This is a genomic window from Paenibacillus doosanensis (genome assembly GCF_025060755.1).
In the GTDB taxonomy this organism is placed as follows: domain Bacteria; phylum Bacillota; class Bacilli; order Paenibacillales; family NBRC-103111; genus Paenibacillus_S; species Paenibacillus_S doosanensis.
In genome coordinates this window covers 82,251-95,316 of sequence record NZ_JANYUY010000015.1, presented here as the reverse complement: position 1 = coordinate 95,316, position 13,066 = coordinate 82,251, and the positions used below count along the sequence as shown (strand labels likewise).

At 55.2% G+C, this 13,066-nt stretch carries 15 protein-coding genes; 14 read left to right on the top strand and 1 reads right to left on the bottom strand.

Features of this window, described 5'->3' with window-relative positions:
- Position 1 precedes the first annotated feature (1 nt).
- The 10 genes from N0M98_RS13310 to N0M98_RS13265 all read left to right on the top strand — a co-directional run bounded on the left by N0M98_RS13310 (position 2) and on the right by N0M98_RS13265 (position 7,648).
- Positions 2-1,468, top strand: a complete 1,467-nt coding sequence (locus N0M98_RS13310) for a ribonuclease H-like domain-containing protein (protein ID WP_259618155.1) — start codon at positions 2-4, stop codon at positions 1,466-1,468.
- 164 nt (positions 1,469-1,632) lie between these two features.
- The gene (locus N0M98_RS13305) at positions 1,633-2,442 is read left to right on the top strand and encodes an Fpg/Nei family DNA glycosylase (protein WP_249863864.1); all 810 of its coding nucleotides are present in this window, start codon (positions 1,633-1,635) and stop codon (positions 2,440-2,442) included.
- Positions 2,443-2,453: 11 nt separating this feature from the next.
- The gene (locus tag N0M98_RS13300) at positions 2,454-3,305 is read left to right on the top strand and encodes a deoxyribonuclease IV (protein WP_249863863.1); all 852 of its coding nucleotides are present in this window, start codon (positions 2,454-2,456) and stop codon (positions 3,303-3,305) included.
- Positions 3,306-3,478: 173 nt separating this feature from the next.
- On the top strand, positions 3,479-3,814 hold the full coding sequence (locus tag N0M98_RS13295; protein WP_249866163.1) for a cyclic-phosphate processing receiver domain-containing protein: 336 nt from the start codon (positions 3,479-3,481) through the stop codon (positions 3,812-3,814).
- Between the two features lie 90 nt (positions 3,815-3,904).
- Positions 3,905-4,675, top strand: a complete 771-nt coding sequence (locus N0M98_RS13290; protein ID WP_259618154.1) for an ABC transporter ATP-binding protein — start codon at positions 3,905-3,907, stop codon at positions 4,673-4,675.
- Positions 4,675-5,712, top strand: a complete 1,038-nt coding sequence (locus tag N0M98_RS13285) for a 23S rRNA (cytidine(2498)-2'-O)-methyltransferase RlmM (protein ID WP_249863861.1) — start codon at positions 4,675-4,677, stop codon at positions 5,710-5,712. The genes N0M98_RS13290 and N0M98_RS13285 overlap by 1 nt, the downstream gene beginning before the upstream one ends.
- 52 nt (positions 5,713-5,764) lie before the next feature.
- A complete protein-coding gene (locus N0M98_RS13280) occupies positions 5,765-6,433 on the top strand; it encodes a class I SAM-dependent methyltransferase (protein ID WP_249863860.1) in 669 nt (222 codons plus the stop codon).
- Positions 6,430-6,570 carry a hypothetical protein gene (locus tag N0M98_RS13275; RefSeq protein ID WP_259618153.1) on the top strand — a complete coding sequence of 47 codons (141 nt, stop codon included), beginning with the start codon at positions 6,430-6,432 and terminating at the stop codon, positions 6,568-6,570. Before N0M98_RS13280 ends, N0M98_RS13275 begins: the two co-directional genes overlap by 4 nt.
- 58 nt (positions 6,571-6,628) lie before the next feature.
- On the top strand, positions 6,629-7,369 hold the full coding sequence (locus tag N0M98_RS13270) for an MBL fold metallo-hydrolase (RefSeq protein ID WP_259618152.1): 741 nt from the start codon (positions 6,629-6,631) through the stop codon (positions 7,367-7,369).
- 18 nt (positions 7,370-7,387) lie between these two features.
- Positions 7,388-7,648 carry a hypothetical protein gene (locus N0M98_RS13265; protein ID WP_249863857.1) on the top strand — a complete coding sequence of 87 codons (261 nt, stop codon included), beginning with the start codon at positions 7,388-7,390 and terminating at the stop codon, positions 7,646-7,648.
- Positions 7,649-8,087: 439 nt separating this feature from the next.
- Here the strand turns inward: N0M98_RS13265 and N0M98_RS13260 are convergent, their stop codons facing one another.
- A complete protein-coding gene (locus N0M98_RS13260) occupies positions 8,088-8,516 on the bottom strand; it encodes a hypothetical protein (protein WP_259618151.1) in 429 nt (142 codons plus the stop codon).
- A 381-nt stretch (positions 8,517-8,897) separates the two neighbouring features.
- Here N0M98_RS13260 and N0M98_RS13255 point away from each other — a divergent pair, with 381 nt between their 5' ends.
- From N0M98_RS13255 to N0M98_RS13240, 4 genes are read left to right on the top strand one after another with little or no spacing between them, the layout of a single operon-like run.
- Complete coding sequence (locus tag N0M98_RS13255) at positions 8,898-10,028, top strand: P-loop NTPase family protein (protein WP_259618150.1); 1,131 nt, start codon at positions 8,898-8,900, stop codon at positions 10,026-10,028.
- Positions 10,015-11,241: a TadA family conjugal transfer-associated ATPase gene (locus tag N0M98_RS13250; RefSeq protein WP_259618149.1), complete on the top strand. Its 1,227-nt coding sequence runs from the start codon at positions 10,015-10,017 to the stop codon at positions 11,239-11,241. The genes N0M98_RS13255 and N0M98_RS13250 overlap by 14 nt, the downstream gene beginning before the upstream one ends.
- Before the next feature lie 33 nt (positions 11,242-11,274).
- Positions 11,275-12,180, top strand: a complete 906-nt coding sequence (locus N0M98_RS13245; protein ID WP_259618148.1) for a type II secretion system F family protein — start codon at positions 11,275-11,277, stop codon at positions 12,178-12,180.
- A 6-nt stretch (positions 12,181-12,186) separates the two neighbouring features.
- Positions 12,187-13,053: a type II secretion system F family protein gene (locus tag N0M98_RS13240; RefSeq protein ID WP_259618147.1), complete on the top strand. Its 867-nt coding sequence runs from the start codon at positions 12,187-12,189 to the stop codon at positions 13,051-13,053.
- The last annotated feature ends 13 nt before the right edge of the window (positions 13,054-13,066 follow it).

Genomic DNA, 13,066 nt, shown 5'->3' with positions numbered 1-13,066 from the left:
ATTGAGCAGTTTGCGCGAGAAGCTGCTGCGTCATAAGAAGCCGGGCGGCACAGGCGCAGCCTCGGCCGAGCCGGAAGGCGCCGCCGCAGCGGACGCCGTCGTATCGGAGGCGAAGCCCGCGGCTGACGGAAGCGAATGGGCGGCGATAGGAGCGCATCTGGAGCATAACGAACGGGGATCTTTCGTGCTCAGGCGCGTCGCGTACGAAGGTTCTTATTCCCACGGCCGCTACCGGCTCGATGAGCTGCAAGGGCAGTCGGACTATCTGATGTCCATTTTGCTGCCGGGGGATGTCGAGGCGGTTCTAAGCGGGCTTTCCTATGAACAGCTGCTGTACCTCGATACGGAAACGACGGGGCTCGGCATCGGCGCGGGCAACGTGCCGTTCATGATCGGGATCGGGTTCTACGAAGGGCAGCGGCTTGTCGTAGAGCAAATGTTCATTCGCAATCCCGGCGAGGAACTGGCGATGCTGCACCACCTGGAAGGACGGCTGAAGCGGCATCCGTACCTCGTTTCCTATAACGGCAAAACGTTCGATTGGCCGCTGATCAAAAACCGCTACATTCTGAACCGGATGCCTGCGGAGCCGGATATCGCCGGCCATCTCGACTTCCTGTATCCGTCCCGGAGCCTGTGGAGGCATACGCTGCCTTCCTGCCGGCTCGGCAAGGTCGAGGAGGAACGGCTGCATGTAACGAGGGAAGAGGACGTTCCGGGTTCGCTCGCCCCTACGTTATATTTTCAATATTTGGCGGAGAAGGACGTGTCCGTCGTCAAAGGAATATTCGTACATAACGAGCTCGATCTGCTGTCGCTGGCGGGGCTGTCGATCCATTTCTCCCGCGTGCTGCAGGGCAAATACGATCTGGCGGAGATGGAGCTGGAGGAACAGTACAGACTCGGATTATGGTTTGACAAGCTGGGCCTTGAAACGGACGCCGAGCCGATCTTCGAACGTCTGCGGACGTTCCTGCTGCAGCCCGAGCAGGGAGAAGAGGCCGCGGAGTATTTGCTGCCGCTGGCGCAAGTGTACAAACAGCGGCATCGGTATGAGGAGGCCGCGCGGCTGTGGTCCGCTTATGTCGAGCGCAAGGGGCAGCGCGGCACGGCTTCGACGGAGCCGTATATCGAGCTGTCGATGCACTATGAGCATCGCGAGAAGCGGCTTGCGCTCGCTCTGGAGTTCGCCGAGCAGGCGCTCGGCAAAACGCGGCTGCGCCAATCGCTCCTGCGGCCCCGCGGGCAGGAGGCGGCCGCCCTCAGGGGCAAGAAGGCGCTGACGGACGAGCAGCGCAAGCAGCAGGCGGTCCTCGCCGGTATGGAGAAGCGGATCGAACGGCTCAGGCGGAAGCTGGAGCGGGAAGAGCAGGCGGGGCGCAGCAAGCGCAGCGTGCCGGGAGCTTCTGCAGGCCGGAAGCGCGCCGCGCGCGAGGAGTCCGGCTATTGGATGGACAGCCTGATCTAGCGGCAAGGAAAGGCATAAATTCGCTCCGATATGGAAATATAAGGAGATAAAGGCGGCGGAGGATGACGGTTTTCGCTGCAATAATTTCACTTATAGAAGAGTGGTAAAAAAGAGGCCGCAGGCCGCACCTCATATCGCCACGCTTTATAGAAGGAGTGCATGGTATGCCGGAACTTCCGGAAATGGAGAATTACAAGAGGCTGCTGCAGGAAAGACTGGCAGGCCGCGTCATTACGGGCGTCCAAGTGGAGCGGGAGAAGTCGATCAACGTGCCGCCGGCTCTGTTCGAGCGCAGTCTGATCGGCACGTCCGTCCAAAGGATGGAGCGGAGAGCGAAGCATCTATTGTTTCATTTGAGCAGCTCGCAGGTGCTTGTGCTGCATTTAATGCTCGGGGGCATTTTGTTCCTCGGTACGGCGGAGGAGAAGCCGGAGCGGACGGTTCAAGTGACGCTGAGCTTCGAAGCGCTCCGCCTTTATTTTATCGGCCTGCGCTTAGGCTATTTGCATTTGTACGGCGAGCGAGAGGCGGAAGCGTTCCTGAGCAAGCTGGGCCCCGAGCCGATGGAGCCGGAGTTTACGGCCGGACGCTTCGCCGGGCTGCTGCGGCAGCATAAGGGGGCGCTCAAATCTGTTCTGGTGGATCAGAGCGTCATGTCCGGCATCGGCAATTGCTATTCCGATGAAATTTGCTTTGAAGCGGGACTGCTGCCGTCCAGGCGGTGCCAGCAGCTGTCGGAGGAAGAATTGGAGCGGCTGTTCCACGCGATGCGCCATGTCTTATCGGAAGCGACGCGTTATGGAGGATACATGGATATGCCGCTGTTTCCGGGCGACCGGCTGACGGGCGGCTATGACAGCAGGTGCAAGGTGTACGACCGCGAGGGAGAGCCTTGCGTACGGTGCGGCCGTTTGCTGGAGCGCAGCGACGTGTCTTCCAAAAAATCGTTTTGCTGCTTGAACTGTCAACGCTAGGAGGGATGAGCATGTATATCGGGTGCCATCTCAGCATACGCCGCGGTTATCTGGAAGCGGCCAGAACGGCATATAAGATGCGAGCCTCCGCTTATCAGTATTTTCCCAAAAATCCGCGCAGCCTGACTATCAAGCAGTGGAGCGGCAAGGATGCCGCAGCTTGCGCCGCGTTTTGCCGGGAGCACGGCATCGTTTCGATCGCTCATTCGCCTTATTTGACTAATTTGGCGTCGGAGGACGAAGGGCTGCGCAGAGCTTGCGTACTGTCGCTGCGCAACGATCTGGAGATTGCCGAAGCATGCGGTTCGCTGGGCGTCGTCGTCCATTTCGGCAAATATAAGGGGACGGACCCGTTACAAGGGTACAAAAATATTATACAATGTCTTCATGAGGTTCTTGCGGACTGGCAGGGGGCGGCCAAGCTGCTCATAGAGAATCAGGCGGGAGAAGGCTCTTTGATGGGAACGACGATAGAAGAGCTTGTGCAGATTCGCACGCTGTCCGACCGCCGGGAGCATATCGGTTTTTGCTTTGATACATGCCATGCCTACGCCAGCGGCTTGTGGCCGGCGGAGCCGGGAGGGTGGGAGAAGCTGCAGGCCGCAGCCGAACGGCTGGGCTACTTCGACCATTTGACGGCCGTTCATCTGAACGACTCCAGGTATGCAGGAGGGCTGCTGAAGGATCGCCATGCGATGATCGGCAAAGGGGAAATAGGCGAGAAGCGCTTCCGTGAAAGCTTGCGTTTTCTCCGCGGCCTGAAGGTGCCCGTTATTCTCGAAACGCCGGTGCCGTACGGGGGCAGCCACGCTCCCGAAATCGAGTATGTGCGCGCGTTGGCGGAAATAGACGCCAAGCCTTGACGCCGCCGCTTAACGGCCGGCATTCGCTCCTTCGAGAGCATATTGGCCGTTTCGGCAGACGGCGGAGCCGCAGGAGGCAGGGATCATTGCCGGAAAGCTGCGCCGGGGGCGCTTCTGACTTATTGCGTTCCTCCAGAATCAACCTATTTTTTCATGGCAGGAGCGTGGTTACCATCATTCATGTTTTTTTGGACGATATGAGGGCATGTCCCAAGGGCTTCGTTTCGGCTCGCACCGCGGAAGAATGCAAGCTGCTGCTGGAAGACGGCGAGGTCGACGTGCTGTCTCTCGATTTTGACCTGGGGTGGGATCAGCCGACGGGAATGGACGTCGTTCTGTTCATGATCGCCAAGCAGTGCTACCCGCGGGAAATCTATCTGCACAGCTCCAGTATTAGCGGGCGAAGATCGATGTACGAACTGTTATACCAAAGCGTCCCGGAAGGGGTTAAGCTCTCCCGCGGCCCCGTGCCTTACGAGAGGCTGCATTACATAGCCGACCGTTCCTGAAGCGCGGCAGGCGCCGTCGGCCCGCAAGGGGAACGGCAGTAACCGATGGTTAGCCCCATTAATTAAATTAGAATAGGTTGTGATGGTTTCATGCAGGTCTTATCTTTGGAAAATATTCATTTTATCCGCGAGGAGCGGTCTATATTATCGGATGTTGAGCTTCGGGTGAACGACGGCGAGCATTGGGTCATTCTCGGAAAAAACGGCTCCGGGAAAACGACGATATTGGAATTTATTAACGGCTACCAGTTTCCGAGCCGCGGCAAAGTTCAGGTGCTGGGCCATACGTACGGAGAATGCGATGTCCGGGAAGTGCGCAAGCAAATCGGCTATATTAGCCAGTCGCTGTACGAAAAGCTGAACCCGGGCGATCCGGTGTGGGAGGTTATCGCTACCGGGGAATACGGATTTTTGCGGTTTTATCAAGAAATTCCGGCGGAGGTGCGGCAGAAGGCGCTGGAAATGCTGGGGGTCGTTAAGCTCGCGCATCTGGCTAACCAGCCGCTCGGCACGCTCTCTCAAGGAGAGCGCAAGAAGGTCATGCTGGCGAGGGCGTTAATGACAAGTCCGCGCATTCTGATTATGGACGAGCCTTGCTCCGGACTCGACCTGTTCGAGCGGGAGAGGCTGCTGGAAAACATCAACGATCTGGGCAAGCAAAATATTACGGTCGTGTATGTGACGCACCATATTGAAGAAATTATGCCGATGTTCTCGCATGTGGCTCTGATCGATCAAGGCCGGATCATAGCCTCGGGCAAGAAGGAAGATGTGCTGAACGAAGAGAATTTGCTCAAGGCGTTTCAAGTGCCCTTCAGCCTGGAATGGTTCCAGGGACGTCCTTGGATTAAGGTGCTGTAATGACGGAAGAGACGGTTTACAGCACCTTCATAGGAACGGCGAATCACGGCTTCGGGCAGCATGCGCAGGAGGAAATCCGCCGTTTATTCGAAGCCGGAACCCGGTTCAGCCACCTGGTTCCTTCCGAAATATTTCTGTTTATGGTTCCGGCGGGCAGGCAGGAGGCGACGCAGCGACTTCTTGACCGGGAGCCGATGTTTCTGCGCCATATGCAGCCGGTGGATGCGGAGCTGGAATGGGACGGCACGGTGGAGGCTCTCGGCGGCTTCGCCGCGCAGAAGCGGGAGCTTGAGCTGCAGGCCGGAACGAAATTTGCCGTTCAAGTCCGCAAGACGGAGCAGGTCGGCTCCGGCATCGCGGCCGGGGCTTGCAAGCAGGCGATCGACGAAGCGCTTGCCGGACGATACGAGGCTATTCCGGTTGTGAAGGATGCCGATGTCATCCTATCCGTATTTCTTACTGAGGATACCGCCTATGTCGGAGTCTCGAAGCCGGAACAGAACTTAAGCGACTGGTCCGGCGGGGCCATCCGCTTCCGCAAGGAAGAAGGACAAGTGTCCCGGGCCAAGTTCAAGCTGCTGGAGGCGGAGCGGACTTTCGGGCTGGATTATTCCCAGTACCGGTCCGCACTCGATATCGGCGCCGCCCCGGGCGGCTGGACCTCGCTTTTGCTGGAGCGCGGGGTGAAGGTGACGGCGGTCGATCCGGCCAAGCTGGACGCTTCGCTGCTGCGGCATCCGCAGCTGACCTTTTTGCAAAAAAACGCCGCAGAAGTCCGGTTCAAGGAGCAATCGTTCGATCTGCTCGTATGCGATATGAGCTGGAGCCCGCGGCAGATGGGCAAATTGATCAAAGGCCTGCTCTATTCGCTTCAAAGCGGCGGTACCGCCATTATCACGCTTAAGCTGATGCATAAGAAGCCTTTTCAAACGGTGCGGGAGCTTACGGGAGACTTGGCGCCGGAGCTGGCCTTGCAGAAGGCGAAGCAGCTGTTTCATAACCGGGAGGAGCTTACTTTATTTTTTATTAAGTCCTAAGTGCTTAAAGAAGCTTTGTATTCCCGGGATAGGGCGGACGGGGAGGATGCGTATGCAGGAAGAGCGGCAATACTGGAACGGAATGTTTGCGGAGCCGGATAACGGCAAGCCGCAGTATGACGATTGGCTGGTTAAACACGAAGAACTGCTGCGGCAATCGCAGGATGCGCCGATCATCGACCTCGGCTGCGGGGCCGGCGGAGACAGCTTGTATTTGACGGAGCGCGGCTACCGGGTGATCGCTTGCGACTGGTCGGAGGAGGCTCTTCTGAAGCTGCGGCGGCATGTGCCGCTTGCGGAGACGAGACGGGTCAACCTGGCGGAGCGGCTGCCGTTCCAGCCGGGAAGCGCGAGAGTGATTGTGGCGGATTTAAGCCTGCATTACTTTTCATGGTCAAAGACAACGGAAATTGTCAGTCAGCTGAAGCGGATTCTTATGCCTCGCGGGGCGCTGCTGTGCAGAGTCAATTCGGTGAAGGATACCGAATTTGGGGCGGGGCAGGGAGAAGAGATCGAACCGAATTATTTTGAACGGGACGGCCTGCGCAAGCGGTTTTTCGACGCCGAGCAACTGGAGCGTTTATTTCATGGCTGGCAGCTTGAATATATGCGGGAAGACGTCATGCATCGGTATCATAAACCGAAAAAATTATGGGAAATCGCAGCATCCGTGTATGTAACCGAAGAGCGAGAGCCGAACCGGGAGGAGGCTGCCAGGTGAGAAGGGTGATTGTCCCGCTATGCCTGTTCCTTGTCATTGCGGTGATGGGGATGATGTTTTTGCAGCAGGATCGCTTGGAACGGGCGCGTTCCATCCCCCCGGGCTCCATCCCCTTTCTTAAGGAGGACAAGCCGTGAACGGATGCTTTGCTGTAGAAAACAGGCGTGGCCGATAATGAAACGGGAGGGATAAGCGATGCAATTGACCGTGCTTGGACATTGGGGAGCTTACCCGGAGGCCGGGGAGGCTACATCGGGTTATTTGCTGGAGCATAGAGGCCGGCGGATTTTGCTTGACTGCGGCAGCGGGGTGCTCTCCGTACTTCAGAACGAGCTGGCGTTACACGAGCTTGACGCTGTCTTCATCAGCCATCAGCATTATGATCATATTGCCGATTTGGGATGTTTGCAGTACGCTTGCTTGATCGATACCGATCTTGGAAAACGGACGGAACCGCTGCCGATCTATGTCGCCGAGCCTTCCGAAGGGGCGGGAACGCCCGCCTGCCGGACCATGAAAGGGTCTGTAATTTTGCCTGTCGGCGCTGGCGATAGTTTAGAGCTATACGGGCTAAAATTCGAGTTTTTCCGGACGTTTCATGAGGTTTATTGTTTAGGATGTAAAATAACGGACGGCCAAGCTGCGTTGGTCTATACGGCCGATACCTATTATGACGAATCCCTGATCGGATTTTGCGAAGGGGCCAATGTGCTTGTAGCGGAAACCTCGTTTTATGTGGATTTTCAAAACGCCCGCAACTATGGCCATATGAATTCCGCCGAGGTCGGATACTTGGCCAGTCAGGCGAAGGCAGAGACCGTAGTTTTAACTCATCTGCCGCATTTTGGAGATCGGACGGAGCTTATAAAAGAAGTGAAGCGGCATTACGGCGGAGAAGTCATTCTCGCCGCCAAAGGCTTGAAGCTGCCGCTATAACGGAAAGGAGGCCGGCTTATGGACGCAGTGTACCGGGCCCAGGCCGATCATCTTCGCGAAGCGCTTAAACGGCTGTCGGCCGATGCAGAAGGACCGACCGAACGGCTATTGATGCAATGCATTGAAGCCTACGAGAGGGAGACGGCATTGTTGGCGCAAATAGAGACGCTGAGGTCGGAAAACAGCCGTTTGAAGGAGCAAGTCAGGAAGCTTCGCGGAGCCGCGACGAATAAAGAAAGCAGTATGTCCAGCAGGCTGAGAGACGCTTTACGGGAGTAGTCGAAGGGGGCGATGGGATGGTCGTCAATGGGACAATACTTAGCGTGGCCGTTATCGTTATCATTCTCGCTGTCGCGGGATGTTTCGCGGTGCTAAAAAGGCGCCGCACGCGGAATCGTAATATTGTGCGTATGGCTCAGTTCAAGAAGCGGAATGAAGCGAAGCAAAAATGCTCGTATTGTAAAAAGAAAACGGATCGGATCACATTCTACGCGGGCGTGCACGGATCGGTCGTCGGAGTGTGTCGGGAATGCAAGCCGAAAGCGGAGAGGCAGGATTTAATGCCGATTTGATTGACGGCAAGCAGTTAACCGGACCGGAAAGCCCTTGCGAACAGGACAAATAAAAAAGCGCAACCGCGAAGGTTGCTTATTATGACTGTTTTAGAAGCATTGGATTTTGCTTTTTGCAAGCAAATAGATGTCTTATGGAAAGCTCGTTATTGGAGTTGGTTAGACTGGCCAGACTGGCCGGACTGATCGGAAGAGCCTGATTGCTGCTGCCTGGACACGAGATCCATGGACCAATCGATCATTCCATTCATAATGTTTAATACAAGATTGATGGCATCTTCATCGATTAAAGGCTGGTTTTTGGAATTGTTCGAAATATAATCCTGCATCTTGGTTTCCAATTGGCTCGTTAAATCCTTGAGCTTGGAGAAATCTTTGGCAATGCCCGCAATCGAATTGGACCCTCCTTGCTGCTGTTGCTGCTGGGATGAATCTTCGCCGCCGGATTGCTGCCCGCCTTGGTCGTCGGATTGATTTTGAAGCAAGCTTTTTATATGCTGCAGCTCATCCGTCAACGATTGCTGCTGCTCTGTAATTTGCTCGATTTGCCCCTTTAACTCGCGATTGCTGATCATGTGCTTTGCTCCTTCATATCATGTATATGAGGATAGTATGTCCATGCGTAAAATAAATAACCAGATAAGACCATATATCGACAGGAATTGATATTATAGTTGAAAAATCCCAGGAATGTGGTATAATCTTCTCAAATATGTGATTCGTAAGCGGAAGCACCGCTGATCAAGAATTCGTTCTTGTTCAGTCGGTGCTTTTTTTGCGTGTACGAATGCAGGAGGGGATAGAAGATTACGAATCGGGTGAAGATTGCCGTTGTACTCGCGGTCATTTCAACCGTGCTGATTACAAGCGGAGTTTTACAGTTAAAGGGTGTCATGTAACGGAAATCCGCTGGCAAGAGAGAAGATGAAATTTAAAGGAGGAGGGGCTGTAAACCTATGAGCAAAATGAAATTGGTACTGCTGGATGACGACGCATATTTCATTGAGATGGTGACGGCTTACGTCAGAACCTCCGAGTATTCCGCCGCATTTACGGTTTCGGCGTTTACGACGAGAGAGCATGGCTTCGCTTATATCGAGCAGGCTTCTGAGGCGTTTATTTTGCTGGCGCATGAACGCTTCATGCCGCTGCCGGAGAGGGTATTCGAAAAAAGGCACGGCTGCTTGATGATCGTGACCGATTTGCCCGCTGCCGCCGATATTGTCGAATATCCGGTTCTATGCAAGTATCAGCCGCTGAATCGGCTTCTGTCCCATGTCGTTTCGCACTATAACGAATTTACGGCGTCGCGGCTGCTGAAAGGCAATCGTTCCGCGCAAGTCATTTCGGTCTATTCCGCGGCAGGCGGCAGCGGCAAGACGATGACGGCGATGCATCTTGCCAGGGAGCTTTCGTTAACCGGACGGAAAGTATTTTACCTGAATATGGAGGAGCTGCCGACGGCAGCTTGGATAGAGCGGGAGGAAGAGCCCGATAAAAGCGGCTTTTCCCGGATGCTGTATTACGGAAAAAACGATCCGAAGCTGCAGGCCGCCAAGGTAGACCAGTATAAACGAAAGCATGGGACGATGGGATTCGATTACTTTCCGGGGAATCATGAACCGCTTGAGCTTGCGGAAATGTCCAGCAAGGATATCGAGGCGCTTGTCCAATCCGTTCTGGCCTCGGGCGCCTATGATTTCGTATTGCTCGACTTGGATACATCGCTTCATCCCCGAGTTGTAGCTTCGCTTCAGTTAAGTCATCAGGTACTGTGGCTGACGTTGGATGAATACGTTCATTGGAACAAAATGAAAGGGCGTCTGCAGCAGCTGTACAGTATGCCGTGGGGGCCGGACTGGATGCATAAGGTAAGCTTGGTCGTCAACAAGTTCAGCGGGACGCTAAGCAACGAAAGCTCGGGGCTGCCGGTGGCCGTTAGCGGTTATTTGCCTTATATACCGGAGTGGAAGTCTTACGGCCGAGCGGACGCTATATTGGTGCGAGGCGCTTTTAGCGAGAGTCTGGCAGCCCTTCCTATGTTCCGCTCTATGGTATCGGAGGAGACGGGGCATGCTGTGGTCTGAGGAAACGGTAGCCATTCTAAAGCAGGTCGTCAAGGAAAAGCTGGATTTGTCCGTATCGGTGACCGATCAACAATTGCTGGAGCTGATCGAGCAGGAAGTGTTCGCCTATCCGTTCGAAACCTATTCGACAGCGGGTCAAAAGCATCAACTCATTATGCGGCTGTTTCATTCGTTCAGAGGGTTGGATATTTTACAGCCTCTGGTCGATAATCCGGCCGTAACGGAAATTATGATCAACCGATACGATCAGATTTTCATCGAGCGGGAAGGTCGGGTCAGTCTGGCCGACGTCAAGTTCGAAAGCAAAGAAAAGCTTGAGGATGTTATCCAGGCGATCGTTGCCAAGGTGAACCGGGCTGTAAATGAAGCGAATCCGATAGTAGACGCCCGTCTGCTTGACGGTTCCCGCGTGAATGTCGTGCTGCCGCCGGTCGCGCTGGACGGCGCGGTCATGACGATCAGGAAATTCCCCGAGTCGCCGCTGACGCTGCGCGATTTGATGGGGAAAGGAGCGCTGACGGAGGAGGCCGCTTCCTTTCTGATCAAGCTGGTTCAGGCGAAATACAACGTATTCATCGGCGGCGGCACGGGATCGGGCAAAACGACGTTTCTCAACGCCTTATCCCAGTACATCCCCGACGATGAGCGGATCATCACGATCGAGGATTCGGCGGAGCTGCAGATTCGCACGGTGCCTAATCTGGTTCGGCTCGAAACGCGCAATGCCAACACGGAAGGCAAAGGAGAAATATCGATTCGCGATCTCATACGCTCTTCCTTGCGAATGCGGCCGAACCGGATCATCGTGGGGGAAGTGCGGGGAGCTGAAGCTTTGGATATGCTGCAAGCTTTGAACACCGGGCATGACGGCAGTTTGTCCACCGGGCACGCCAACTCGACGACCGACATGCTGAGCCGGCTGGAGACGATGGTGCTAAGCGGCGCCTCTCTTCCCGTCGATGTCGTCCGCAAGCAAATTTGCTCCGCTATCGATGTGATGATTCATCTGCAGAGGCTGAGGGACCGATCGCGCCGGGTTACCGAGATTAGCGAGGTGGCGGGCATCGAAGACGGAGAGGTGAAGCTGAACAGGCTGTACGAATTTGTGGAAACCGGGGAAGATGCGGGCGGCCGGGTTGTCGGCGAGCTGCGTCCGACCGGGAATACGCTGATTCATACGGAAAAGCTGGCGATGGCCGGAATTGCGCTTTAGCGGGCAAAGATTACCGTGAAAGGAGGCCGTTGAATGATCTATATTATTGCCGTCATAGCGGTTGCCGGAGGAGGCTGGCTCATGCTGCCGCTGCTGCGTTCTCGTTCTGGTCCGGGGGCGGCCGGGCGGCTGAAGCGGTTTCGCTTGCCGCTGCAGCTTTCGCAGGAACCCGAGGCGACGGTGCCGCAGGTAACCGGGTTGACGAACTATAGCGAGTACCGCTTAAGCGTCAACGAACGGGTGCTCTCCGTCGTCATTGGCATGGCGGGAGCGGGGCTGGTCGGATTTATTTTTTACAAAAGCGCAGCCGCGACTGCAATATTGGCCTGCGCGGGCCTGTATTGTCCCGTATTGTGGCGCAAAGAAATGATCCGCAGGCGGAAGCTCCAGCTTCAGCTGCAGTTCAAGCAGGCTTTATCTTCGTTGTCATCCGCCCTGGGGGCGGGCAAATCCGTGGAATCGGCGTTTCAGGAGGCTTTATCGGATCTGCGTCTTTTATATCCCGATGCTCAGGCGTTCATTATCAAGGAGCTGGAGACGGTAAACCGGCGGATTGAAAACGGCGAAACGATCGAAGCCGCACTTAAGGATTGGAGCGTTCGGGCGCAGGTGGAGGACATACAACAATTCACGGACGTATTTATTACTTGCAAAAGGTCCGGGGGAAATCTGGTTCATGTTATCCGGCGGACGGCTTCAATTATTCAGGAGAAGCTGGATATCGAGCAGGATATTCAAGTAATGATGGCTCAGAAAAGATTCGAGTCCAAGGTGTTATCCTTCGCGCCGCTCATTGTCGTCGCTGTCTTAAATTTCAGTTCGCCCGATTATATGGAGCCTTTGTACCAGGGAGCGGGATATTTGATTATGACGGTGGCGCTCTTGATTCTCATCGGCTGCTTCGCGATAACCCGCTGGATTATGAATGTTAAGGTGTGATGAAGATTGCTGCTGCTTATTTTATTTGCGCTGGAGGTTGTAACCGCAGCTTTTCTTACCTGGAGAGCGCGTTCCGCATATGCCGATTTTATTCAAGAGCATCGGGACAAGCTCGATCTTCCGTTTCTTGCGCCGCTATCGCTGTGGCTGATGGATCGCATGAGTCTGGCGGACCGATTTCCTGAGGCGGTTTCCAGGGTGCATCAGGTGATGGTCGGATTGTACGGGAGCAAGACGGCCCTTGTTCGAACCCGATGCTTCCTGATTAGGATGATTTCGCTCAGTGTGGCCGTCATGACGGGCTGCACGCTTGTCGGATGGCTGGCCGACGGGAATGCGGAGCTGCTTGGATACGGTCTTTGTCTGACCGCTTTTCTCCCGTTCGTCTTGTATAAGGAGCAGGCCGGGAAATTGCTCAAGAAGAAGCGGCAGATGCTGCTGGAGCTCCCCGAAATGCTCAATCAGATCGTGCTGCTGGTCAATGCCGGGGAGACGGTACAGAAGGCGCTGCTCCGCTGCGTCGACCAGAAGGCGGATGTAAGCCAGAGCCCTCTGCTAACTGAGCTGGCTGTCGCGGCGCACGAAATCCGCATGAACGGATCGTTTGCCAAGGCGATGGAGGATTTCAACAAACGATGCGGTGTGCAGGAGGTTTCCTTATTTACGACGACGCTGCTGTTAAATTACAAGCGCGGCGGGGACGAGCTGGTGATGTCGCTTAAGGAGCTGTCCGTTACTTTATGGGATAAGCGGAAATCGCTGGCCAAAACGCTCGGCGAGGAGGCGTCGTCCAAGATGGTGTTTCCGATGGTGCTTATTTTTATGGTTGTTATGATCATCGTTGCGGCTCCGGCCATTTTAACGATGGGTTGAACCAGTATAGATA

Coding starts and splice junctions, on each gene's coding strand:
- N0M98_RS13260 (WP_259618151.1), bottom strand. CDS start 8,516: ATGATCAGCAATCGCGAGTTAAAGGGGCAAATCGAGCAAATTACAGAG.
- N0M98_RS13255 (WP_259618150.1), top strand. CDS start 8,898: ATGAGCAAAATGAAATTGGTACTGCTGGATGACGACGCATATTTCATT.
- N0M98_RS13305 (WP_249863864.1), top strand. CDS start 1,633: ATGCCGGAACTTCCGGAAATGGAGAATTACAAGAGGCTGCTGCAGGAA.
- N0M98_RS13285 (WP_249863861.1), top strand. CDS start 4,675: ATGACGGAAGAGACGGTTTACAGCACCTTCATAGGAACGGCGAATCAC.
- N0M98_RS13280 (WP_249863860.1), top strand. CDS start 5,765: ATGCAGGAAGAGCGGCAATACTGGAACGGAATGTTTGCGGAGCCGGAT.
- N0M98_RS13250 (WP_259618149.1), top strand. CDS start 10,015: ATGCTGTGGTCTGAGGAAACGGTAGCCATTCTAAAGCAGGTCGTCAAG.
- N0M98_RS13290 (WP_259618154.1), top strand. CDS start 3,905: ATGCAGGTCTTATCTTTGGAAAATATTCATTTTATCCGCGAGGAGCGG.
- N0M98_RS13270 (WP_259618152.1), top strand. CDS start 6,629: ATGCAATTGACCGTGCTTGGACATTGGGGAGCTTACCCGGAGGCCGGG.
- N0M98_RS13300 (WP_249863863.1), top strand. CDS start 2,454: ATGTATATCGGGTGCCATCTCAGCATACGCCGCGGTTATCTGGAAGCG.
- N0M98_RS13265 (WP_249863857.1), top strand. CDS start 7,388: ATGGACGCAGTGTACCGGGCCCAGGCCGATCATCTTCGCGAAGCGCTT.
- N0M98_RS13245 (WP_259618148.1), top strand. CDS start 11,275: ATGATCTATATTATTGCCGTCATAGCGGTTGCCGGAGGAGGCTGGCTC.